The organism is Asticcacaulis excentricus (genome assembly GCF_003966695.1).
GTDB classification, from domain to species: Bacteria; Pseudomonadota; Alphaproteobacteria; order Caulobacterales; family Caulobacteraceae; genus Asticcacaulis; species Asticcacaulis excentricus_A.
Genome location: NZ_AP018827.1, coordinates 1,319,842 through 1,341,631, shown reverse-complemented (window position 1 = coordinate 1,341,631; position 21,790 = coordinate 1,319,842). Strand labels below are relative to the sequence as shown.

The 21,790-nt window shown below is 62.2% G+C and carries 23 protein-coding genes and 1 tRNA gene; 13 read left to right on the top strand and 11 right to left on the bottom strand.

The genetic code is table 11. The annotated features are described in order from the left end of the window. The first annotated feature begins 2 nt into the window (after positions 1-2). Entirely contained in the window at positions 3-929 is a 927-nt protein-coding gene (locus tag EM6_RS06255; protein ID WP_126421092.1) for an alpha/beta hydrolase, read from the top strand. Between the two features lie 238 nt (positions 930-1,167). After that, positions 1,168-2,169: a hypothetical protein gene (locus tag EM6_RS06250; RefSeq protein ID WP_126421090.1), complete on the top strand. Its 1,002-nt coding sequence runs from the start codon at positions 1,168-1,170 to the stop codon at positions 2,167-2,169. A gap of 527 nt (positions 2,170-2,696) precedes the next feature. Here the strand turns inward: EM6_RS06250 and ald are convergent. Then, positions 2,697-3,794, bottom strand: coding sequence for an alanine dehydrogenase (gene ald, locus EM6_RS06245; RefSeq protein ID WP_126421087.1), 1,098 nt, complete (start codon positions 3,792-3,794; stop codon positions 2,697-2,699). 175 nt (positions 3,795-3,969) lie between these two features. Here ald and EM6_RS06240 point away from each other — a divergent pair, with 175 nt between their 5' ends. Beyond that, the gene (locus tag EM6_RS06240) at positions 3,970-4,434 is read left to right on the top strand and encodes an Lrp/AsnC family transcriptional regulator (RefSeq protein WP_013479302.1); all 465 of its coding nucleotides are present in this window, start codon (positions 3,970-3,972) and stop codon (positions 4,432-4,434) included. 190 nt (positions 4,435-4,624) lie between these two features. On the opposite strand, the gene EM6_RS06235 is transcribed toward EM6_RS06240, so the two are convergent. From EM6_RS06235 to EM6_RS06200, 8 genes are all read right to left on the bottom strand, one after another. Then, positions 4,625-4,948 carry a hypothetical protein gene (locus tag EM6_RS06235; protein ID WP_197723613.1) on the bottom strand — a complete coding sequence of 108 codons (324 nt, stop codon included), beginning with the start codon at positions 4,946-4,948 and terminating at the stop codon, positions 4,625-4,627. Between the two features lie 63 nt (positions 4,949-5,011). Next, positions 5,012-5,290, bottom strand: coding sequence for a hypothetical protein (locus EM6_RS06230; protein WP_126421085.1), 279 nt, complete (start codon positions 5,288-5,290; stop codon positions 5,012-5,014). Beyond that, positions 5,283-5,837 carry a sigma-70 family RNA polymerase sigma factor gene (locus EM6_RS06225; protein ID WP_197723564.1) on the bottom strand — a complete coding sequence of 185 codons (555 nt, stop codon included), beginning with the start codon at positions 5,835-5,837 and terminating at the stop codon, positions 5,283-5,285. Before EM6_RS06225 ends, EM6_RS06230 begins: the two co-directional genes overlap by 8 nt. Further along, complete coding sequence (locus EM6_RS06220) at positions 5,837-6,157, bottom strand: hypothetical protein (RefSeq protein WP_126421083.1); 321 nt, start codon at positions 6,155-6,157, stop codon at positions 5,837-5,839. Before EM6_RS06220 ends, EM6_RS06225 begins: the two co-directional genes overlap by 1 nt. Before the next feature lie 5 nt (positions 6,158-6,162). Then, positions 6,163-6,531, bottom strand: coding sequence for an EF-hand domain-containing protein (locus tag EM6_RS06215; RefSeq protein WP_126421081.1), 369 nt, complete (start codon positions 6,529-6,531; stop codon positions 6,163-6,165). Between the two features lie 79 nt (positions 6,532-6,610). Further along, positions 6,611-6,829 carry a hypothetical protein gene (locus EM6_RS06210; RefSeq protein ID WP_126421079.1) on the bottom strand — a complete coding sequence of 73 codons (219 nt, stop codon included), beginning with the start codon at positions 6,827-6,829 and terminating at the stop codon, positions 6,611-6,613. A 207-nt stretch (positions 6,830-7,036) separates the two neighbouring features. Next, positions 7,037-7,120, bottom strand: a tRNA-Leu gene (locus EM6_RS06205). 91 nt (positions 7,121-7,211) lie between these two features. Next, positions 7,212-7,679: a hypothetical protein gene (locus EM6_RS06200; protein ID WP_126421077.1), complete on the bottom strand. Its 468-nt coding sequence runs from the start codon at positions 7,677-7,679 to the stop codon at positions 7,212-7,214. A gap of 118 nt (positions 7,680-7,797) precedes the next feature. Here EM6_RS06200 and EM6_RS06195 point away from each other — a divergent pair, with 118 nt between their 5' ends. After that, entirely contained in the window at positions 7,798-8,061 is a 264-nt protein-coding gene (locus EM6_RS06195; RefSeq protein ID WP_126421075.1) for a hypothetical protein, read from the top strand. On the opposite strand, the gene EM6_RS06190 is transcribed toward EM6_RS06195, so the two are convergent. Then, entirely contained in the window at positions 8,058-9,389 is a 1,332-nt protein-coding gene (locus tag EM6_RS06190; protein WP_126421073.1) for an aspartate aminotransferase family protein, read from the bottom strand. The genes EM6_RS06195 and EM6_RS06190 overlap by 4 nt on opposite strands. A gap of 127 nt (positions 9,390-9,516) precedes the next feature. Here EM6_RS06190 and EM6_RS06185 point away from each other — a divergent pair, with 127 nt between their 5' ends. The 9 genes from EM6_RS06185 (at position 9,517) to EM6_RS06145 (ending at position 20,552) form a co-directional block, all read left to right on the top strand. Next, positions 9,517-10,224, top strand: a complete 708-nt coding sequence (locus tag EM6_RS06185; RefSeq protein ID WP_126421071.1) for a GntR family transcriptional regulator — start codon at positions 9,517-9,519, stop codon at positions 10,222-10,224. An 89-nt stretch (positions 10,225-10,313) separates the two neighbouring features. Further along, a complete protein-coding gene (locus tag EM6_RS06180) occupies positions 10,314-11,834 on the top strand; it encodes an aldehyde dehydrogenase (RefSeq protein ID WP_126421069.1) in 1,521 nt (506 codons plus the stop codon). Between the two features lie 4 nt (positions 11,835-11,838). Continuing rightward, positions 11,839-13,290: an NAD-dependent succinate-semialdehyde dehydrogenase gene (locus EM6_RS06175; RefSeq protein WP_126421067.1), complete on the top strand. Its 1,452-nt coding sequence runs from the start codon at positions 11,839-11,841 to the stop codon at positions 13,288-13,290. 153 nt (positions 13,291-13,443) lie between these two features. Further along, entirely contained in the window at positions 13,444-14,787 is a 1,344-nt protein-coding gene (locus tag EM6_RS06170) for an aspartate aminotransferase family protein (protein WP_126421065.1), read from the top strand. Between the two features lie 17 nt (positions 14,788-14,804). Beyond that, entirely contained in the window at positions 14,805-16,178 is a 1,374-nt protein-coding gene (locus EM6_RS06165) for a glutamine synthetase family protein (RefSeq protein WP_126422928.1), read from the top strand. Positions 16,179-16,467: 289 nt separating this feature from the next. Then, entirely contained in the window at positions 16,468-17,565 is a 1,098-nt protein-coding gene (locus tag EM6_RS06160) for an ABC transporter substrate-binding protein (protein WP_126421063.1), read from the top strand. A gap of 63 nt (positions 17,566-17,628) precedes the next feature. After that, the gene (locus tag EM6_RS06155; protein ID WP_126421062.1) at positions 17,629-18,540 is read left to right on the top strand and encodes an ABC transporter permease; all 912 of its coding nucleotides are present in this window, start codon (positions 17,629-17,631) and stop codon (positions 18,538-18,540) included. A gap of 14 nt (positions 18,541-18,554) precedes the next feature. Then, positions 18,555-19,421, top strand: coding sequence for an ABC transporter permease (locus tag EM6_RS06150; RefSeq protein WP_126422926.1), 867 nt, complete (start codon positions 18,555-18,557; stop codon positions 19,419-19,421). A gap of 12 nt (positions 19,422-19,433) precedes the next feature. Then, positions 19,434-20,552 (top strand): ABC transporter ATP-binding protein, encoded by a 1,119-nt coding sequence (locus EM6_RS06145; protein WP_013478344.1) that lies wholly within the window; start codon positions 19,434-19,436, stop codon positions 20,550-20,552. A gap of 497 nt (positions 20,553-21,049) precedes the next feature. Here the strand turns inward: EM6_RS06145 and EM6_RS06140 are convergent, their stop codons facing one another. Further along, entirely contained in the window at positions 21,050-21,649 is a 600-nt protein-coding gene (locus EM6_RS06140; protein ID WP_126421060.1) for a hypothetical protein, read from the bottom strand. Positions 21,650-21,790 lie beyond the last annotated feature (141 nt).

Below are 21,790 nucleotides of genomic sequence, written 5' to 3'. Positions count from 1 at the left end.
CCGTGTGGTTTTTCGATGTGCGCGGCGGCCCCAATCCGGGGACCACGACGGTCGCTGACCTCGGGCAGGCGCGGCTGCATTACGTCACCAAACGCGATGGCGAGGTGATCAAACCCTATGCCAGCGGCGTGCAGACCTATACCGATGTGGCGCTGCTGGGCCGTTATGTGGCCAACCGCCGGCTGGTCTTTGTGACGCATGGCTACAATGTGACCATGCGCGATGGTCTGAACGCCCTGTCTGGCGTGCGGCAGTTCCTCAGCCTCGATGAGAGCTATCTGGTCATCGGCGTGCTGTGGCCGGGCGAGGGGGGCACGCCGCTCAACTATATCACCGAGCACCACGATGCGATCGCCGCCGGTAAACGCCTCGCTGAGCTGGTCGATACCCATTGCGGCGCGGCGGCTGAGGTAAACTTCATCTCGCACAGTCTGGGCGGTCGGGTCGGTCTGGAGTGCCTGAAGACGGTCAAGCGTCGCTTCCGCGAGGTGTGCCTGACGGCCCCGGCGGTCAATGCCAACGCCTTTGCCAAACGCTATAAGGGCGTGGAGGCCAAGGCCGAGCGCATCTCTATTCTGGCCTCAAAGGCTGACAAGATTCTGATGCTTGCCTATCCGCCGGGCAATTTTGCGGCGACCTTTACGGGTGAAATCGACGCGCCGCTGACCGCCGCTCTGGGGTTGACGGGGGCCAAACCGCGCCCGGCCAATGTATCAAACTATCAGATTCCATCGACCTTCCTGTGGCTCGATCCGGCGGTGGACCGCAATTTCGACCATATGGACTACTATCCGGGGCAGACGATGCGGACCTCGCCCGCCGTGACCCTGCCCGCGCCGACCGACCGCAACAATGCGCGTCCCGCGCAGGCGGCGCGTAATAATCTTTGGCCGCTAATGACCCACGCCCTGCCGAAATGGCCGACGTAGGGGGCTTATATTTTGGCGGAGAGGCGGCAAACTGCATCTTCGCGCGCAAACGGACTGTACCTGCAATCGCTTATAGCGTTGCCGATTTGCCGCGTCCGATACAGATTCGGCATTACTCTAGGTCAACCTTGTCGTGTAAAGCTTTGCAGAGTTATGCCTGAGATTTTCAGGGTTCGAGATCATGTTAACCTCAAACTCTCGGACCTTCGCGGGCTGTTCAGATGGGGATTTCGTTTTCATGAAGCGCGCTATTCAGTTTTTGACAGTTTCACTTTTGCTGTTCACCGGGGGCTTATTGATCGCTGGATGTGCCGCAGCCCAGTATAAGGCGCCGCCAAACACGCTGAAAGTATCCGGTCTCAATACGCACTTTTCCTTCGAATGGGCGCAATCGCGCTTCGGGGATCGACTTGAACCCCATTCTGCCCTTCTTGTGCCCGTTGTGATCGAAGGCAGTCCGAAGACGCTTTACATGCAATTCGATCTGGGCACGCCATCCACCGTATTGAAGGCCAACAAACTCAAGAGCCTTCAAGAGCGGCTTGGGAGATGGCCAACCGTAACCGAAGGGGATGCGGCCTTTGCGAGCAAAGTAGAGTTCCGTGTCGGTAATCTGACGCTCTCATCGGACCGCATCAAAGTCCGCAAGGTGGGTGAAACCTCAGCTATCGATTGGGATAATCCGGAGTCTATCGATGTTATCGGGACCATAGGGTCAGATTTGCTGGATGGACGGGTCCTCGTCATAGATTATACCAATAAGGACCTCTTCCTGGGTGACCATGTGCCGGAGGGGGTGGTGCTTTCCAGTGCCATGAGTCCGTTCACCTTCAAGGAGCGCCGCGTTATACTGCAAGACGTCGCTATCGACGGTAAGAAAACACAGCTTATGCTGGATACGGGGTCCAGTGCTTTTGCCCTCTTGACCGACAAAACAACCTGGCAGCGCATGACCAGTAACGGCGCCGGTGCAACAACCTTTCCGGTAAATAGCTGGGGCAAAACGCTGACCGCACACATGGCCCCTACCAAAAGCCGTATCCGTTTCGGCGCTACGGAAATACCGTTGGGTTCGGCGACCTATATCGAAGGGACCAGCTTTATGCAAAATATGCTCATGCGTGCCACGGGCATGGGCGGTATGACGGGCAACAAATTGTTTGTAGATCGTGCTCTCGTACTCGACGCGCGCACTTTGACCTACGCCGTGACTTCCGGAAAGACCGAGCCCGTCAGATAATACCGAGGGTGATTGGAAATGACTCCTGGTATGCCTTTGTATAATGTCTCATGTCGCTGATACTTCGAGACATTATCGAGGTTTCAACGGTCGGATACGCTCAGCACCTTCGGCCGCGAGTGTAAGTCAGAGCATTGAACAGGTATGGACGCAGGCGCATTATTATCGCCTCGCGCATTCTGTGCGGCAAACATATAAGAGAACAAGAGATTAAAATATAAAAGGCGCTTGAGACCAGGGGGGAAGTCTCAAGCGCCATCTTCAGCCGGACAGTTCAGGGGGGGGGGGACGTCTGACCGGTTGGTAAGCTGTAGATAGGGTCACCCAGACGGATTTCCAGACCTTCAGCTCGAAAAAAATAGCTTCAAGGTGCGGCAGGACGCCGCACCCTTTTAGCAGAATGATGTCTGAGGGAATCGCTCCGCTCAAGCCGCCATTGAGGCGGCGGCCAAGGTGGCGAAGCCACCGCCCGGCGAGGGGCGAAACAAAAGCTAGATCATTATGTTTCTAAAAGAAATCATAATGATCTAGCTGACAAACGGCAGGCCGAGCGCGTCGGCCACGGCGGCATGGCGGATATGGCCGCCCGCCACATTCAGCCCGGCTTTCAGGTGCGTATCGGCAGCCAGCGCCTCGGCGACGCCCAGCTTCGCCATCTTCACCACGAAGGGCAGGGTGGCGTTATTGAGCGCCAGAGTCGAGGTGCGCGCCACCGCCCCCGGCATGTTGGCGACGCAATAGTGCACAATGCCATCGACGAGGAAGATGGGATCCTGATGCGTGGTCGGGTGCGAGGTTTCAAAACAGCCGCCCTGATCAATGGCGATATCAACCATCACCGCGCCGGGCTTCATGGTCTTCAGCATGTCGCGCGTCACCAGCTTGGGTGCTGCCGCGCCGGGGATCAGCACCGCCCCGATGACCAGATCGGCCTCAGCCACGGCAGCGGCCAGAGCGGCGCGCGCCGAATAGGCGGTCTTGACGCGGCCGTGGAACAGGCGGTCAATCTCGATCAGCTTGTGCGCCGAGACGTCGAATACGGTCACGTCGGCCTGTAGCCCGGCGGCCATCTGCGCCGCGTTGATGCCCGCAACGCCCGCGCCGATGATGACGACCTTCGCCGGTTCGACGCCCGGCACACCGCCCATCAGCACGCCGCGTCCGCCATAGGCCTTGTGCAGATAGCTGGCCCCGACATGCACCGAAATACGCCCGGCGACCTCCGACATGGGGCGCAGCAGCGGCAGGCCGCCTTGCGCCTCGGTCACGGTTTCATAGGCGATGCAGGTGGCGCCCGACGCCATCAGCGCCTCGGCCTGCGGCTTGTCGGCGGCGAGGTGCAGATAGGTGAACAGGGTCTGATGCGGTTTCAGCCAGGCGCATTCGTGCAGTTGCGGTTCCTTGACCTTGACGATCAGGTCACCCGCCGCAAACGTGGCTTCGGCGGTATCCACGATGGTGGCTCCGGCGGCCTGATAGTCGGCGTCGCTGAAACCGATGCCCGCACCGGCCTGTGTTTCAACAAAGACCTGATGCCCGTGGTGGGTGAGTTCCGCCACGCTGCCCGGCGTCAGCCCGACGCGGTATTCGTGGTTCTTGATTTCCTTCGGCACGCTGATTTTCATGGGAGTCCTCCGCCACTTTTGTGATCACGTTTTGGTTCCGCGCGCACGAAATCCCGAAAACCGGTATCCACTTTTCGGCGTGCGCTTATGTGGTAGATAATGATACGAATTTCGGTGGATTTTCTTGCAATTATGTGGCTTGTGCTGCCGATTTGTGGGATATATTCTCAATTCCATGGCGAACGCTGATAAATTTTCCGATCTCGATTCCTTTGACCGCGAACTGATCAAGGTTTTGCGCAATGACGCGCGGGCCACGGCGGCGGAGCTGGGGGAAAAGGTGGGCCTCAGCCCCTCGGCGGCGCACCGTCGCGTCAAGCTGCTGGAACAGCGCGGCATCATCACTGGTTACCGCGCGGTGATTGCTGAAAGCGTGCATGGCAAGCAGGGCATGGTCTTCGTGCACGTCACGCTTCAGGACCAGCGCCGCGAAACCTTCGAAAAGTTCGAAAAGGCGGTGGTGCAGATCGCCGCCGTCGAAGAATGCCACCTGATGTCGGGTGAGGCGGATTACCTGCTGAAAATCGTGCTGCGCGAAAGCCTGTCCTATGAGGACGTGCACCGCGACGTGCTTTCGACCATGCCGGGCGTGTCCAAGCTGGTGTCGCAGTTTTCGATCCGCACGGTGAAGGCGGTCTAAGTTTTCAGCAGACCTTGGCCCTGAAATTTTGGCCACGAAAAACACGAAAAGACACGAACATCATAGCCACGTAACGGCGCGCAGCGCCCTTGACTAAGGTGGATATGAAGGACCTGTCGGTCCTTCGGGATTCAAATTTTTTGTGTCTTTTCGTGCTTTTCGTGGCCAGATTTTTACATCCTGTGGCCGGTTACCCGTTCTTCGCCACCCAGTTTTCAAACATCAGGCTGGCCACGGCGCTCAGTTCTTCGCGGCTGAGCGTCCCGTCGCGGTTCATATCGACCAGATCGAAATAGGCCGCGTTTTTGGGGCTTACCGCCGTCAGTTCGGCGCGCGAAATCTTGCCGTCCCTGTTGCTGTCGGTCTTGCGGAACTGCTTATCGACTTCGGCATCAAGTCGGCTGCGCAGGGCCTGTTTTTCGGCTGCGGTCTTGGGCGGCGCGACGGTTTCGGCCATAGCGGGCAGGGCCGAGAGGCTCAGGGCGGGGATCAGCCAGATCAGGGTCTTACGCATGAGGTCACCTCCGGTTCAGGGTGACATCCTAATGCCGGTAAGCGGCAGAATTATAGCGACGCCTCAGATTCCGACGATAAAGGCCAGTTCGTCGAGATCGGCCTCCTGCGCCGCGGGCTGGTTCAGGCTGACCGATACGCCGACGCCGATGACGACACAGGCGGCCAGTGCGGCGGCCTTATAGACCAGACCGTAGCGCCATTCGGTCAGGCTGCGTTGCGCCACTTCGCGCCAGGCAAAGCCCTGCGGCTGGCGCATGGCCTCACGCGCAATGCGGTCAGACAATCCCGTCGCCGGTTGCGGGGTCTTCCACTGCTGCAATGTGCGCTCGAACTCAGTCATCCTTTACTCCTAACACAGTCTTCAACTGCCGTCTTGCCCGCACGAGCAGCGATTCCACCGCTTTTACGCTCATATTGAGGCTCTGGGCGGCCTCGGCATTGCTGAAGCCTTCGAAATAGCACAGGGCCACGGCCATACGCTGATTGAGCGGCAGTTGCGCCACGGCAGCGCGCACGGCCCCGGCGGCCTGCCGCTGCGACAGTTGCGTTTCCGCATCCGGGTCGCCATCGCTCAGCGCCTCAGCCCAGTCGTCGATCGACTGGGTCTTGGGCTTGAAACGCCGCGCCCGATCGAGGCAGGCGCGGGTCACGATGGTATAAAGCCAGGTAGAAAAGGCCGAGCGGTCCGGCTCATAACGCCCGGCATTGGCCCACACCTTGGTGAAGGCCGCCTGCACGGCGTCTTCGGCGTCCTCCCGGTTGAGCAGAACGCGGTAAGCCACGGCGTGCGCACGCGGTAGGTGACGCGCCACGAGCTGACGGAAGGCGGCGGCATCACCCTCCGCCGTCAGCCGCATAAGCTGCGCATCACCTACCGTATCGCGCATCACTTGTCCTTGGGCTCCGGCGGGCGCTTGGGACCTTTCAGTTCGGCCCGCACCTCTTCGCGCGACAGCTTGCCGTCTTTATTGACGTCGAGGCGGTCGAAACGCTCATTGGCCTGTTTCAGGAATTCCTCGCGTGAGATGAAATTGTCCTGATTGGCGTCGGTGCGTTTGAACAGGCGCTCCTCGAATTTGTCACGCATCTCGTCGGCGCGTTTGCGGTGTTCCTGCATCCGCTCCTGCCACAGGGTGGCTTGCGCGAAGACGGGGGAGGCCGCCATTATAAGGCCAGCGGCCATCAGGCTGAAGACGACGGGTCGCATGGGCCTTAGTTCCCTCCGCTCGAAGAGGATGAAGACGACGATGCGCCCCCGTCACGCGGGCCTCCCCCACGCGGACCGCCCGGACCCATGCGCTCTTTCATGAAGGCGATCATTTCGTCCTTGGTCAGCTTGCCGTCCTTGTTGGCGTCCATCATATCGAAGGCTTCGGGGCGGCGGCCCTTGAATTCATCGCGGGTGATAAAGCCGTCCTTATTGGTGTCCATGCGGGCAAAACGCTCATCAGGGGTCATGCGCGGGCCGGGGCCGCCATTGCCCCAGCCGCCTGGCGGCGGGGTTTGGCCATCGGTCTGCGCCATAGCGGCGGCCGGCAGCAGGAACAGTGCGGAAGCGATCAGAAGCGGGGTCTTTTTCATTGGGGTAACCGTCCGTTGGAGGAAAGATATCCCTTATACGGGGCCCCGCGCCAATCCCCTGCGCAGAGACGTCAAACCGTTATATCTTCATGTCCAGCAATCGGCCGGTCATCTCTTCGGCGGTCTTCATCACGGCCAGATTGGCGGCAAAGGCGGTGCGCGCCTCAGACTGATCCACCACGGCCCCCAACAGGGTGTTCGTATCGCCGCCAGCGGACTGAGCCACCTTCGTCGCGGCGCGGTCAAACATCCGCGTCGCGTTCAGGGCCCCCGCCGCTGCGGTATGAAAAGCGATCATCTTGCGCCACCTGTCACCGGCGCGTTCGGCACCCGGCCTGTGGATAATAAACCGTATGGCTTAAGGAGGGGCTTAGAAACGGGGTTAATGGGCGGGAGTGCAGCCTGCGCGGCGCCCCAAAGGGCATAGCCCGTCTTTTACGAAATCTGGGTGAAGCCTCTGAGCGCAAACTAAGATCCATTTTATATTTTCTGCGAAAATATAAAATGGTGCCCCTGGTCAGACTCGAACTGACACACCTATCGGTACCGGATTTTGAATCCGGCGCGTCTACCATTTCACCACAGGGGCACGCTTTGCGACGGATCGCAGCGGGTGAGGGACGCGTAGTTATCGGCTTTTGCCGGGACTGGCAAGCCCCTCAGGCCTGCGTTTCCACCAATCAGTCGTCGTCGCGTTCGGCGTCGCGGCGGCGCATGTCCTCGCCCCAGGCCGAAATCAGCTCAGAGACGATGGCCAGCAGCGACGGGAAGCGCGAGGCCAGAAGCCCGGCGGCGACGGCGGCGGCGCTGGCCAGCACGGGCGAGCGCCCTTTGAGGGCATCAAGGATGCGCTGGATATGCACGATAGCCGATTGCGCGTGAGCGGCCTGAGTCTGGGCCTTCAGCAGGGCCTGCTGTTCCTCGCGGCGGCGTTTGCCCGCCTGCTTCACCAGCACATAGAGGATCAGCGGCAGGATCATCACGCCGCCCAGCGCCACCGGCCCCCAGATCGGCCCCAGCCAGATTTGCAGGGCGTTGAACAGGCCGATACTGGCCCAGGCGAGACCGATAATGGCCGCGGCGACCATCAGGACAACGACGATCAGGGTGGTCCGCAGCTCAGATAGCTGTTCCGACAGATTAAACATGACACGCCCCTTGAAATGAACAGATCGATTGTGCGGCACACTATGGCCGTTTGGCGAGCTTTAGGGCAAGGATATCCGCGCGATTCCGTAAGAATTCCGTAAAAGCCGAGGCTCATTGATGAAAACGCTGATCGCCGCCCTGTGGCACATGACGGGTGTCATCTGCGCACCGCTCTACTGGTTGCTGTCGATCCTGTTTCTGTGGGGCGGGATGATCCTCAATGGTGAGGATAAGCCGGAGGGGCTGTGGGCCATCTGGCTGGTGCTGATCCTGCTGGTCGCGCGCTTTGCCCCGCCGGTGCGCAAACTGGGCGGGCGGTGGGTCAATGTGTTGGGCTGCGCGATCTTTGGCCTATTCGCGCTGATCGTGTCGGTGATTTAAGCCGTCTGATCCAGCACGCGGCGCAGGGTTTCGACGATACGGTCGATGTGCGCCTTTTCGATGATCAGCGGCGGTGACATGGCGATGATGTCGCCGGTGACGCGGATCAGCAGACCCGCCTCAAAACAGCGGTCAAACACCTCAAGCGCGCGGGCCGTGGGGGCCCCTTCGCGCGGCGTCAGCTCGATCCCGGCGATCAGGCCCAGATTGCGGATGTCGATGACGTGCTTCGCGTCGCGTAAACCATGGACGGCCTCCTGCCAATAGGGCGAAATTTCAGCGGCGCGGGCGAACAGGCCCTCCTCTTCATAGGTTTCCAGCGTGGCAATCCCGGCGGCGCAGGCCAGCGGGTGGCCGGAATAGGTATAGCCGTGGAACAGCTCGATCGGGGTTTCCGAGGCCTGCATGAAGGTGTCGTAGATGCGGTTCGACACGCCGACGGCCCCCATCGGCACGGTGGCATTGGTGATGCCCTTGGCCATGCAGATCAGGTCCGGGCGCACGCCGAAATAGTCCGCCGCAAACGGCGTCCCCAGCCGCCCGAAACCGGTGATCACCTCGTCAAAGATCAGCAGAATATCGTGTTTGTCGCAAATCTCACGCAGGCGTTTCAGGTAGCCCTTCGGCGGGATCAGCACGCCGGTCGAACCGGCCACCGGCTCAACAATAACAGCCGCGATGGTCGAGGCGTCGTGCAGCGTCACCAGCCGTTCCAGCGCGTCGGCCAGATCGGCCCCGTGCTCCGGCTCGCCTTTTGAGAAAACATTCTGCGGCAGGTGGGTGTGCGGCAGGTGATCGACGCCGGTCAGCAGCGTGCCGAAGTGCATGCGGTTCTTGACGATGCCGCCGACGCTGATGCCGCCAAAGCCGGTGCCGTGATAGGCGCGCTCACGCCCGATCAGGCGCGTCTTGGCGCCATTGCCGCGCATCCGGTGATAGGCCAGGGCGATCTTCAGCGCCGTATCGGCGGCCTCCGAGCCGGAATTGGTCAGAAAGACCTTTTTCAGGTCGTAGGGTAGGATGTGGCTGAGTTTGTGGGTAAATTCAAACGCCAGCGGGTGGGCGATATTGAAGGTCGGCGCGAAGTCCAGCACTGCCGCCTGTGTCTGGATAGCCGCCGTGATTTTCGGCCGGTTATGCCCGGCATTGGAGCACCACAGGCCCGCCGTGGAGTCCAGAATCTCACGCCCGTCGTGGCTGCGGTAGTACATGCCGTCGGCTTCGACCAGCAGCTTGTGCCGCCCGGATTTGAAGGCCCGGTTGGGCGTGAAGGGCATCCAGAACGAACTCAGCGCGTCGGGTGAGGGGAAATGATCAGACGCCTCCATAGCCGGGCCTCCCTTAAACAACAGGCATTTCAATTGTCCGTCCACAGCTTACAGGCTATACACAGCTCTGCCAGTCTTTTTGTGCGCCGTTTCCCTATTTTGTGATCACATTTTCGAGGCCGTCTCTATGACCTTTCCGGCGCTGAACGTCTTTCCGCCCAACGCGCTGAGCACCGGGGTCGATGGGCGCGACGAGGACGCCTCCGTCCACGATCAGGTCTATGAGGCGCTGGCCAACCTGCTGATTCAGGGGCAGATTCCGCCGGGCAAGTCGGTCTCGCTCCGGACGCTGGCCAGCGGGCTGGGCGTCAGCCCCATGCCGGTGCGCGAGGCGGTGCGCCGCCTGATCGCGCAGAAGGCCCTTGAGCTTCAGCCCTCAAACAAGCGCCTGCGCGTGCCTTCGCTTTCCGAAGACCGCCTGAAGCAATTGATGATGGCACGCCAGTGGGTCGAGCCGGAACTGGCCTTCCGCGCTGTGGCGGCGATGACGAAGGACACGATTGCCGAGCTGAAGGCCGACGATCAGCGCCTGATGGCGGCGCTGGGTAAGGGCGATGTCGATGGCTATATGCAGGCCAACCACGCCTTCCATTTCCGCATCTACCGGCTGGCGCAGGCGGACCTGTTTCTCGATATGGCCAAGACGTTATGGCTGCAATCGGGACCGTTCATGCGCGTGGTCTTCGGGCGGCTGGGGACCGTGCAACTGCCGCAGGACCACCATCAGGAACTGATCCGCGCCTTTGAAACCGGCGACGCCGCGGCCGTGCGCCAGCATATGTCGGACGACGTGCACGAGGGTATGGAACTGATGCTGGAGGCGTTGCGGGCCTAGCCTCCTCTCCATGCTAGCGGGGAGAAGGGATTGACACTTCGCCGTATCGCGTGCTCCATTTGTGATCACAAATTGCCGGAGGTTTTGCCATGCTGCCCGCGCCGATTGCCACGCCTGCTGCCGACCTGTCCGGGGTGCTTGCGGCCCTGAAAGCCGTCTTCAGACCCGACAAGGCCTTTATCGACGGGCAATGGACGGCGGCGGCGTCCGGGCGCACCTTCGATAATCACACGCCGCGCGACCATAGCCTGATCAACCGGCTGCCCGCCTGTGACGCCGCCGATGTGGATGCGGCGGTGCGCGCGGCGCGTCAGGCCTTCGAAGACGGGCGCTGGCACCACGTCGCCCCCAAGGCCAAGAAAAAGGTGCTGCACGCCCTGGCCGATCTGATGACGGCGCACGCGGAAACTCTGGCCCTGCTCGAATGTCTCGATACGGGCAAGCCGATCCGCGATGCGCGCGCCGTCGATATCCCTCTGGCCATCAACAGCGTGCGTTACTATGCCGAGGCGCTGGACAAGATCTATGGCGAGGTGGCGCCCGCGCCGCAGGGCCGGTTCTCCTATGCCGAACACGAGCCGCTGGGGGTGATCGGGGCCATTGTGCCGTGGAACTTCCCGCTGCACATGGCCATGTGGAAGGTCGCGCCGGCGCTGGCCATGGGCAATTCGGTGGTGCTCAAACCCGCCGAGCTATCGTCCCTGACGGCGCTCTATGTGGCGGCGCTGGCCATCGAAGCCGGACTGCCCGCCGGCGTGTTCAATGTGGTGACCGGCTTCGGTCCTGAGGCCGGGGACGCGCTGGCCCGCCATATGGAGGTCGATATGATCGCCTTCACCGGGTCGGGCCCGGTGGGGCGGCAACTGATGAAGGCGTCGGCCGAGTCGAACCTCAAGCGCGTCTCGCTGGAATTGGGCGGCAAGTCGCCGCAGATCGTCTTTGCCGACTGCCCGGACCTTGAGGCGGCGGCCCAGAACGCTGCCTGGGGCGTCTTCTACAATCAGGGTCAGGTGTGCACGGCGGCCTCGCGCCTGTTCGTCGAAGCCGCCATCAAGGACGCCTTCCTCGAAAAGGTCATCGCTGTGGCCAAGACCATCAGGGTCGGCGACCCCTTCGACCCGCAAACCGCCTTCGGAGCCATGATCTCCGAGCGTCAGATGAACACGGCGCTTGACTATATCGCCAAGGGGCAGGCGGGGGGCGGCACGGTGCGGCTGGGCGGTAGCCGGGTCATGCGCGACACCGGCGGCTTCTATGTCGAGCCGACGCTCATTGACGGCATCAGGCCGGACAATGTGCTGGCCCGCGAAGAGGTGTTCGGGCCGGTCCTGTCGGTCCTGACCTTTGAGGGCGAAGCCGAGGCCTTCCGACTGGCCAACGATACCGTCTATGGGCTGGCGGCCGGGGTGTGGACGGCGGATGTCGGGCGCGCCATGCGGGCGGCGAAACGGCTCAAGGCCGGGCTGGTCTGGGTCAATGGCTGGGACGCCTGTGACATTACGCTGCCCTTCGGGGGCTTTAAACAGTCGGGCTTTGGTCGCGATCGCAGCCTGCACGCCCTATATAAGTATGCCGATCTGAAGTCCGTCTCGATCAGCTATACGGTATAAAGCCATGAAACTCACCCCCGCCATTCTCGACATCCTCGGCGACGCCATCAGCCAGACGCCGCCCGCCTATAAGGCCTTTGCCTCGTACAACCCATCGACCGGCGAGGTGCTGGCCTATGTGCGCGATATGGGGGCGCAAGAGACCGAGGCCGCCATCGCCGCCGCTCAGGCCGCCATGCCCGAATGGGCCGCCAAGACCGCCAAGGAACGCGCCAGGATTCTGGAAAAATGGCACGATCTGCTGATGCAGAATCAGGAGGCACTGGGCCTTCTGGTGTCGCTGGAACAGGGCCGCGCCATTAAGGAAGCGCGCGGCGAAGTGGCCTATGCGGCGGGCTTCATCGAATGGTTCGCCGAAGAGGGCAAGCGCGCCTATGGCCGCACCATCCCGGCCCCGGTGGCGGGCAAACAATTGCTGACCCTCCAGCAGCCGGTGGGTGTGGTTGGCGCGGTGACCCCGTGGAACTTCCCCCTGTCGATGCTCACGCGCAAGCTGGGGCCGGCGCTGGCCGCCGGGTGCGCGGCGGTGCTGAAGCCCGCCGAAGACACGCCTCTGAGCGCGCTGGCGCTGAAGCAACTGGCCGACAGGGCCGGGGTGCCCGAAGGCCTGATCCACATTGTGACGGCGGCCAGCGGGGCCGAGGTGGGTAAGGTCCTGACCACCGATCCGCGCATCAAAAAATTCTCCTTCACCGGTTCCACCCCGGTCGGCAAAACGCTCTATGAACAGTGCGCCTCGACGATTAAGAAGATCTCGCTGGAGCTGGGCGGTAATGCGCCGGTGGTGGTGTTTGACGACGCCGACCTCGATATCGCAGTCCCGGCGACGGCCCTGTCGAAGTTCCGCAATTCGGGGCAGACCTGCGTCTGCGCCAACCGCATCTTCGTGCAGCGCGGCATCTATGACGCCTTTGTCGAACGCCTGACCGCCGAAGCCAAACGCCTGCAACTCGGGCCGGGCTGGGAAGAGGGCACAGGCCTTGGGCCGCTGATCAATCAGAAGGCGGCGACCAAGGTGACGCAACTGGTCGAAGACGCGGTGGCGAAGGGGGCGCGGGTCGTGCTGGGCGGCAAGGTCGATGACGCTCAGGGGCCGCTGTACTTCCCGGCGACCATACTGACCCACGTGCCGCGTGAGGCCCGTATGTTTGATGAGGAAATCTTCGGCCCGGTGGCGGCGCTCTATCCGTTTGATACCGAAGCGGAAGGGATCGCTCTGGCCAATGACACGCCGTTCGGTCTGGCGGCCTATGCCTTCACGACGGACATCAAGCGCGGCTGGCGCGTCACGCAGGCCATTGAGGCGGGCATGGTCGGCCTCAATGACGGGGTCATGTCCACCGAGGTCGCGCCCTTTGGCGGGGTCAAGGAATCGGGTCTGGGCCGCGAAGGCGCGGTCGAAGGCCTTGAGGAGTTTCTGGAGACCAAGTTCATCAGTTTCGGGGGGCTGGGATGAGTTGGGATATCGCCCCCTCCGTCCTCTTCGCTGACGCTCAGAGGCCACCTCCCCCGTACGCTTCGCGACAGGGGAGGAGGAGGGTATTCGTTTCTCCTCCCCTGCGGAGCGGGGGAGGTGGCAGCGCGACGTCGCTGACGGAGGGGGCCTGCCGTGACGGCTCTGTCTGATTTCCTCACCGAACAAAAGCGCCTGTTCACCGCCACCCACCCCAAAACGGTCGCTTTGGCCGCTGAGGCGCAAACGGTGTGGCGCGGCGGCGTGCCGATGCACTGGATGCACGACTGGGCCTCGCCCGTGCCGCTCTATGCCGAGCGGGCCAAGGACGCGACCCTGTGGGACGTCGATGGCCACGCCTATGACGACTTCTGTCTGGGCGACACCCCGTCCATGTTCGGCCACGGGCGCGAAGAACTGCAACGCGCCATTGCCGCGCAGGCCGGGCAGGGGGTGGGCTTCATGCTGCCGACCCGCTCCAGCCTTGAGGTGGGACAGCTTCTGAAAGACCGCTTCGGCCTGCCGATGTGGCAGTGCGCCACCACGGCGTCGGACGCCAATCGCGCCGTCATCCGCTGGGCGCGGGCCATCACCCGGCGCGCTAAAATCCTGTTTATCGACGGGGCCTATCACGGCATGGTCGATGACGCCTTTGTGGTGCTGAAGGACGGGCAGATCGTTCATAAGACCGGCCTGATCGGGCAGGTCGCCGACCTGACGCAGCACAGCGTCGTCGTGCCGTTCAACGACCTGACGGCGCTGGAGGCGGCGCTGCGCACGGGTGAGATCGCCGCCGTCATGCTCGAACCCGTCATGACCAATTGCGGCATGATCCTGCCGATTGAGGGCTATCATGAGCGCCTGCGCGCCCTGTGTGACGAGACGGGCACGCTGCTGGTTTACGATGAGACGCACACCCTGTCGTCGGGCTTTGGCGGTTATGTGCGCGAACACGGTCTGCGCGCCGACGTCCTGACCGTAGGCAAGGCCATTGCCGGAGGCGTGCCGGCCGCCGTGTGGGGCGTGACCGCAGAGGTCGCCGCGCGCATGGACGCCGCTCAGGCTGCCATCGGTCCGGGTTCGTCGGGCATAGGCACCACCTTGTCCGGCAACGCGCTGGCTATCGCCGGGATGAAGGCCATGCTGAGCGAGGTCATGACCCCGGACGCCTATGCCTGGATGCAGGCCGGGGCCGAAAGCCTTGTGGCCAAGCTGAGGGCTGTCATTGTGCAGCATCAGGTGCCGTGGTCGGTGGTGCATGTGGGCGCGCGGGCCGAGCTGGTCTTCGCCGCGCCTGAGCCACAAAACGCCGCCGACATGCGCCGCGCGCTGGACCCGCACCTGCTGGAGGCCCTGCATCTCTATCTGATCAATCGCGGGGTGCTGATCGCGCCCTTCCACAATATGATGCTGATTTCGCCCAAAACCCCACCGGAGGCCATTGACCGCCTCGTGGCGGCGGTGGAAGGGTTTATCGTCGAATATAAAGGCTTCTCATGACCCTGCCTGCACACCCCATGGTCGCCACCGTTGATGAGGCCAAGGCCTTTCTGGAGGCCCACCCGCACATCAATTATTTTGAGATCCTGTTCACCTCGATGACCGGGGTGCCGCGCGGCAAGCGCCTGCGCCGTCACGAGCTTTTGCCCATCTACGAATACGGCCGCTTCCTGCCGGGCTCGATTCTGGTGGTCGATACGCTGGGGGCCGATTGCGAAGAGACGGGTCTTGTCTGGGAAGATGGCGACGCCGATCGCGTGGCGCGGCCGGTGCCGGGCACGCTGACGCCCGCGCCGTGGCTGGGGGATGATGTGGGGCAGGTTATGCTCTCCCTATACGAACTGGACGGCACGCCCAACGACCTCGATCCGCGCCATGTGCTGCAACGGGTGCTCGACCGCTACGCTGCTGATGGCCTGACGCCGGTGGTGGCCTGCGAACTGGAATATTACCTTGTCGATATCGAGCGGGGACAAAACGGTGAACTGGTGCCCGCCGCCGGCTTCACCACGGGCCAGACGCCCAAGGGGATTCAGGTCTATGGCCTGCCCGAAGTCGAAGCGCACGGTGAGTTTTTCCGCACCCTGTGGGAGACAGCGGATGTCATGAACATCCCGCTGGAAGGGGCGATTTCCGAATTTGCCCCCGGTCAGGTCGAACTGACCCTGAAGCACAAGCCGGATGCGCTGCGCGCCGCCGACGATGCGGTCCTCTATAAGCGCATGGCCAAGGGCGTGGCGCTCAGCCTCGGTATCGAAGCGACCTTTATGGCCAAGCCGTGGGCCGATCGCGCGGGCTCCGGCTTCCACGTCCACGTCTCGGTGGCGGATAAGGACGGCAAAAACCTCTGTGCCGATGCCCATCCGGAAGGCTCGCCCCTGCTCAAGCACATGATCGGCGGCATGAAGGATCATCTGGCCGACTGCATGGGCATTCTCGCGCCGGGTGCCAACAGCTATAAGCGCTTCAAGGCCAATTCCTACGCGCCGGTGGGCCTGACCTGGGGCGTCAATAACCGCACGGTGAGTTTGCGTGTCACCGCTGGCCCCGCCCATACGCGCCACGTCGAACACCGCGTCGCCGGGGCCGATGGCAACCCCTATCTGGTGCTGGCGGCCATTCTGGCCTGCGCCCACCACGGCCTGACGCACGCGATCGACCCCGGCCCCGCCGTGGTCGGCAATGGCTATGCCGTGGCCGCCGAAACCGGCGCAACGCTGCCCACCAACTGGTTCGCGGCGGTCGATTATCTCGACCGGTCTCAGGTGCTGCGCGACTATCTGGGGGAGCGCTTCATCGACATGTATGTGAAGGTCAAAAAGACCGAACAGGCGCGTTTCTTCGAGGAAATCACCGAACTGGACTACGACTGGTATCTGCGCAACGCCTGATTGGGTTTGGGCCCTAAAACGCACGGTTCTTTTCTCCTCCCCATAAAATGGGGAGGAGGTAAGGCGCGAAAGCGCAATGGCGACCAAGGCCTGGTCTGAGTGAGGCCCCGCGCAAGAAACATGACGCATTTGCGAACGTGATCACAGTTGCCGGTTGACAGAAGCCCAATCCCGTATTCTGTTAACGTATCGTCACACTTGGAAGGGGCCAGAGGGACGGCGTCTTCCGTGGGGTTTGCACCACCACCACCGTTACAAGCTGACGGGTTGAAACCTGAGGAGACCGGACATGACTTCATCGCGTACGCACGCTTCACGTCGTTCCTTGCTGCAAGGTCTTGGGGCCGCGGCGGTGGGCATCAGTTTCGGCGGCCTGTCGGCCTGTTCGCAGGGGGCCAGTTCCTCCGGCGGCGAAGGCAACAAGCTGAACTTCTACAACTGGGACACCTATATCGGCACGAATACGCTGGCCGACTTCAAAAAGGCCGCCGGTATCGACGTCAACATGTCGATCTTCGCCACCAACGACGAGCTGTTCGCGAAGATGAAGACCGGCAATTCCGGCTTTGACGTGATTGTGCCGTCGAATGACTTCGTGGAGCGCCTGTCGCAGGCCGACCTGCTCCTGCCGCTCGATCACGCCAAGCTGCCCAACCTCAAAAACATCGACCCGGCCTTTATGGACGTGGCCTATGATCCGGGCCGTAAATGGTCGGCGCCCTATACCTGGCTGGTGCTCGGCATCGGCTATCGCAAGTCGAAAATGCCGGCGGGCTTCAAGCCGGATTCGTGGAAATACCTGTTCGATTCCGATCAGTTCAAGGGCAAGATCGCTGTCCTTTCCGAAGCCGGGGACATGATCCGTCTGGGGGCCAAATACCTTGGCCATTCGGTCAATGGCCTCGATCAGGCGACCATCGACAAGGTCACCGAAATGCTGATCAGGCAAAAGCCCAATATCAAGGCCTTCCACGAAGATGATGGGCAGGACATGCTGCTGGCGAAGGACGTTGATCTGGTCCTTGAATATAATGGCGACATCGCGCAGGCTAAGGCTGAGGACGACGATATCGATTTCATCATCCCTAAGGAAGGCTCGCAGCTCAATTCCGACAACTGGTGCATCCCCAAGGATTCGGCGCGCCCGGAAAACGCCCACCGCTTCATCAACTATATGATGGACGCGCAGGCCTCTAAGCACATTTTTGAGACCATCCTCTACCCGACGACCAATGCCGCCGCCAAAGCGCTGATGCCGGACAGCTACAAGAACAACCCCATCATCTTCCCCTCGACCGAGGAACTCGCGCGTTGCGAATACGCCGCGTTCGACGCTGCCAAGGCGCAGGTCTATGAAGACGCCATGACCAAGATCAAGGCCGCCTAATCGTCGCGCCGCCGCAGGGGTACCAGACCTGCGGCGGTTTGTTTTTGTGTAAGGGGACAGCACATGGAACAGAGCTGGCGTCAGGCCAAGGGACTTTTTGCCGCCCTGATGAGCGCGCCGCTCGTCTGGCTGGTCTTCTTTTTCTTCGTGCCGCTGGGCATTGTCTGGCTCTACAGCTTTGGTGAAAACCGCGGCCTGATCGACATTGCCTTTACGGGGACGTGGAGCAACTACGCCAAGGCGCTGGAGCCCCTCTATCTCGGTATCTTCGCCAAGTCCCTGTGGGTGGCGGCCCTGACCACCTTCCTCTGCGTGGTGATCGGTTTTCCGGTGGCGCTGGCCATCACCTTTGCGCCGGACAAGTGGAAGCCGTGGCTGCTTTTGCTGGTCATGCTGCCCTTCTGGACCAATCTGCTGATCCGCACCTACGCCCTGATCGCGGTCCTGCGCAGCGAAGGCTATGTCAATCAGACCTATCGCTTTCTGTGGGAACATGCGTCGGGCCTGATGACGCTGATCGGGCTTCAGCCACTGGGCACGTTTCAGCCGCTGGAGCTGCTGTACAATAATTTCGCCGTGGTGCTGGGCCTCGTCTATGTGCATCTGCCGTTCATGATCCTGCCGCTCTATTCGACGCTCGACCGGCTGGACCGTTCGCTGCTGGAGGCCTCGCTCGATCTGGGGGCCGGTCATATCCGGACGATGTTCTCGATTGTAATCCCGCTGGCCGGAGCGGGGATAGCTTCGGGCGTGCTGATCACCTTTATCCCGGCGCTGGGGGCCTATCTGACGCCGGACCTTCTGGGCGGCACGGACTCGCAGATGATCGCCAATGTCATCGAAAGCCAGTTCAAGCGCGCCAATAACTGGCCCTTCGGCGCGGCCCTGTGCTTCATTCTGGTCTATCTGACCTTTATCGGTATCGCCATTCAGGGCCTGCTCGACAGCTCGGCGAAGAAGCGGGGGATGGCATGAGCGACGCAGCCCCCATGAAGGTAACCCCAGCCAAAAAAGAACGTCCGGGCCCGCTCGACTATATGCGCCGCTGGCCCATTCAGGCGTGGCTGATCGCGGTGACGATCTTCCTCTACGCGCCGCTGATCTCGCTGATGGTCTTTTCCTTCAATGACTCAAAGCGCAACGTGGTGTGGCAGGGCTTTACGCTGAAATACTACGAAAAGGCCCTGACCAATGCCAGTTTGATCGAGGCCTTCAGCAACTCCCTCGTCATCGCCCTGTGTTCGACCATCCTGTCGGTGATCGTGGGGGCCATGGCGGCCATTGCCCTGTGGCGCTTCCGCTTCCCCGGCCGCACCGCCTTTGATGCGGGCATGGCCATCCCCATCGTGGTGCCGGAAATCTGCATGGGCGTCGGGATGCTGGTCTTCTTCGCCAAAATCTTCCCCTGGCCGCAGGGCCTGCCGTGGCCGCTCAATCTGGGGGCCATCATCATCGCCCACGTCTCGTTCAGCTTCCCCTTCGTGGCGGTGGTGGTGCGCGCGCGTCTCGCCTCGTTCAACCGGGAGCTTGAAGAGGCCGCCAAGGATCTGGGGGCCAGCGAATGGCGCACCCTGATGGACGTGCTGGTGCCGCATATCCAGCCGTCGCTGATCGCCGGCGCCCTTCTGGCCTTCACCCTGTCGCTCGATGATTTCGTCATCACGTTCTTCACCTCCGGGCCCGACACCGTGACCTTCCCGGTGAAGATCTATTCGATGGTGCGTTTCTCGGTGACGCCTGAGGTCAACGCCGCCTCGACCATACTGATCGTGGTGACGGTCCTGCTCACCTTCCTCGCCTTGAAATTCCAAGGGACCAGCGCCCTGACCGCCGGCCACGGCCCCGAAAAGAAGTGACGGAGACACCTGATGTCTGAAGACAAGACCATCATCAGCTTCGAGAACGTCTCCAAGCGCTTTGGCAAGAATACCGCCGTGGACAATGTGTCGCTCGACATCAAGGAGGGTGAATTCTTCTCCCTGCTGGGGCCGTCGGGCTGCGGCAAGACCACGCTTCTGCGTATGCTGGCCGGGTTTGAGATGCCGACCGAGGGCCGCATCCTGATCGACGGCAAGGACGTCTCCAACACCCCGCCGAACAAGCGCCCGGTGAACATGGTGTTTCAGTCCTACGCCGTCTTCCCGCACATGAGCGTGCTCGATAACGTCGCCTACGGCCTGAAGATGGACGGTGTGCCGCAGGCTGAGCGCCGTCAGCGCGCCGAGGAAGCGCTGGAGCTGGTCAAGCTCGGCGGCTTCGGTGAGCGCAAGCCCGACCAGATGTCGGGCGGTCAGCGTCAGCGCGTGGCGCTGGCCCGCGCGCTGGTCAAAAAGCCCCGCGTCCTGCTGCTCGATGAGCCCCTGTCGGCGCTCGATGCCAAGCTGCGCGACGCCATGCGCACCGAGCTGGCGCTTCTTCAGGAGAAGGTCGGCATCACCTTCATCATGGTCACCCACGATCAGGACGAGGCCCTGGCCATGGCGACGCGCTGCGCCGTGATGAACCGCGGCCTGCTGCAACAGGTGGCCACGCCCTTTGACCTCTATGAGTTCCCCAATTCGCGCTTTGTCGCCGACTTTATCGGCAGCGTGAACCTGTTTGAAGGGACGCTCGACGTCGATGAGCCGGACCACGCCATCATCAATACGCGCGACATCGGCCCCATCTATCTCGACCACGGGGTGACCGGGGCGACCGGCGCGACCGTCTGGGCGGCGCTGCGTCCGGAAAAGATCGAGATGGAGAAGTTCGATCACAAGCCGACCAAGATGGAAGACGCCCCGGAAGGCTATAACATCGTCGCCGGGACCATCCGCCTGATGACCTATCTGGGCTCAGAAACGGTCTATGAGGTTGAGCTGCAAAGCGGCCGCATGGTCAAGGTGCTGCGCTCCAACCTGACGCGCTGGGATCAGGAAGACTTTACCTGGGATGAGAAGGTGTGGCTGTCCTTCAACGCCTGCGCCCCGGCGGCCTTGCTGAGCTAGGCGCGTTTATAGCTCCGTGGGTGGGGGTGTAGCGCCAGTAGTGGGTTCACCCTCCCTTACACCTCCCTGCCTTTGGCGGGGAGCCGGGCGGCCGGTGCCGGGGACCGCACAACTGAGCGCAGCGAAGGCGATGCGGGGGTGGGGTGAGGCGCAACGTCCACCCGCGCCGGTGTTGAAACTCAGAAAGCCCCCCACCACCACATCTCACCTGTCTTCGCGTAGGCTCAGACAGGCTCGTGCGGTCCCCCCTCCCCAGTAAACTGGGGAGGTATAAGGAAGGGCGATCCCCCAAGGTTGGCAGGCGGGTGTCCGGGTGGCGCGGGACGGTGGCTTTTCTTGCCCTCGGTCCCTGCGTTGCGGGGAAGGTTCACACCTCCCTTATACCTCCCCAACTTGTTGGGGAGGGGGACCGCACGAGCCGCGTTTACGCGGTGAGATGCGGTGGTGGGGGGTCTTTCTTTCCCAAAACGCTGGGGCTGTATCGTTTACGTCCCTCTTCACGGTGGGGCGGTTGGAGGCTGTGTCTGCGTCCCTTGCCGGCGTAACTGCGCCACCAGTTGCGCCGCTTTCGACGGCTGCGGCGTCAGACCGGGCAGAACTGCCGGAGCGGGGCGCGCGTTCGGACGAAACTCAGTCCCCGCAGCCCTCACCGGCGTCACCCCCGGCACAGGCAGGGGACGGTCAATCATTTTGGAGGCCTTGGTCGCCACAGCCGCAGCCTCCACAGTCGGCGCTTTCGCCGCCTCAGGCGTGACGCCTTTTGGCGCAGGCGCTGGCACCGCGTCGGCTTGAGGACGCGGCGAGGTGGCTTCGCGTTTCGCGGCCTCCCACCACGGCCCCAGCTCGGTGCGGCGCGCCTGCGCCCATTGCAGCGTTCCGGCCAGTGAGACGCGCGCCTTGAGCGCTTCGTTGTAGTGCTGCGCCCGTTCGGCCTCCAGCTTGCGCGGATCAGGAGCCTGGGTTTCGGCACGGTCGCAGCGGCTGTAGATGCGCTCAATAACCGCCGCCACGCGCACCGCGCGCTCAACGCCTTGCATGTCTTCGGGATCGTCCAGAGCCTCGGCGCGCAGCAGCATCCGGTCGGCAAAGGCGCGCAATCGGCGGCGCCGAACCTCCGGGCTTAGTCTCTCCTCTGTGCTGTGCGTATCCAAAGCCATGCCCACAGGATGCACCGGCTTTCAGCGAGGGGGATAGATTTAGGTAGATTTTGGCGTGCAGGTGCCAGTGACCCTTGTGTA

Excerpts from the sequence above, each read along its gene's own strand:
- EM6_RS06250 (WP_126421090.1), top strand. The coding sequence starts at position 1,168 with ATGAAGCGCGCTATTCAGTTTTTGACAGTTTCACTTTTGCTGTTCACC.
- ald (WP_126421087.1), bottom strand. The coding sequence starts at position 3,794 with ATGAAAATCAGCGTGCCGAAGGAAATCAAGAACCACGAATACCGCGTC.
- EM6_RS06240 (WP_013479302.1), top strand. The coding sequence starts at position 3,970 with ATGGCGAACGCTGATAAATTTTCCGATCTCGATTCCTTTGACCGCGAA.
- EM6_RS06235 (WP_197723613.1), bottom strand. The coding sequence starts at position 4,948 with ATGCGTAAGACCCTGATCTGGCTGATCCCCGCCCTGAGCCTCTCGGCC.
- EM6_RS06230 (WP_126421085.1), bottom strand. The coding sequence starts at position 5,290 with ATGACTGAGTTCGAGCGCACATTGCAGCAGTGGAAGACCCCGCAACCG.
- EM6_RS06225 (WP_197723564.1), bottom strand. The coding sequence starts at position 5,837 with ATGCGCGATACGGTAGGTGATGCGCAGCTTATGCGGCTGACGGCGGAG.
- EM6_RS06220 (WP_126421083.1), bottom strand. The coding sequence starts at position 6,157 with ATGCGACCCGTCGTCTTCAGCCTGATGGCCGCTGGCCTTATAATGGCG.
- EM6_RS06215 (WP_126421081.1), bottom strand. The coding sequence starts at position 6,531 with ATGAAAAAGACCCCGCTTCTGATCGCTTCCGCACTGTTCCTGCTGCCG.
- EM6_RS06210 (WP_126421079.1), bottom strand. The coding sequence starts at position 6,829 with ATGATCGCTTTTCATACCGCAGCGGCGGGGGCCCTGAACGCGACGCGG.
- EM6_RS06200 (WP_126421077.1), bottom strand. The coding sequence starts at position 7,679 with ATGTTTAATCTGTCGGAACAGCTATCTGAGCTGCGGACCACCCTGATC.
- EM6_RS06195 (WP_126421075.1), top strand. The coding sequence starts at position 7,798 with ATGAAAACGCTGATCGCCGCCCTGTGGCACATGACGGGTGTCATCTGC.
- EM6_RS06190 (WP_126421073.1), bottom strand. The coding sequence starts at position 9,389 with ATGGAGGCGTCTGATCATTTCCCCTCACCCGACGCGCTGAGTTCGTTC.
- EM6_RS06185 (WP_126421071.1), top strand. The coding sequence starts at position 9,517 with ATGACCTTTCCGGCGCTGAACGTCTTTCCGCCCAACGCGCTGAGCACC.
- EM6_RS06180 (WP_126421069.1), top strand. The coding sequence starts at position 10,314 with ATGCTGCCCGCGCCGATTGCCACGCCTGCTGCCGACCTGTCCGGGGTG.
- EM6_RS06175 (WP_126421067.1), top strand. The coding sequence starts at position 11,839 with ATGAAACTCACCCCCGCCATTCTCGACATCCTCGGCGACGCCATCAGC.
- EM6_RS06165 (WP_126422928.1), top strand. The coding sequence starts at position 14,805 with ATGGTCGCCACCGTTGATGAGGCCAAGGCCTTTCTGGAGGCCCACCCG.
- EM6_RS06160 (WP_126421063.1), top strand. The coding sequence starts at position 16,468 with ATGACTTCATCGCGTACGCACGCTTCACGTCGTTCCTTGCTGCAAGGT.
- EM6_RS06155 (WP_126421062.1), top strand. The coding sequence starts at position 17,629 with ATGGAACAGAGCTGGCGTCAGGCCAAGGGACTTTTTGCCGCCCTGATG.
- EM6_RS06150 (WP_126422926.1), top strand. The coding sequence starts at position 18,555 with ATGAAGGTAACCCCAGCCAAAAAAGAACGTCCGGGCCCGCTCGACTAT.
- EM6_RS06145 (WP_013478344.1), top strand. The coding sequence starts at position 19,434 with ATGTCTGAAGACAAGACCATCATCAGCTTCGAGAACGTCTCCAAGCGC.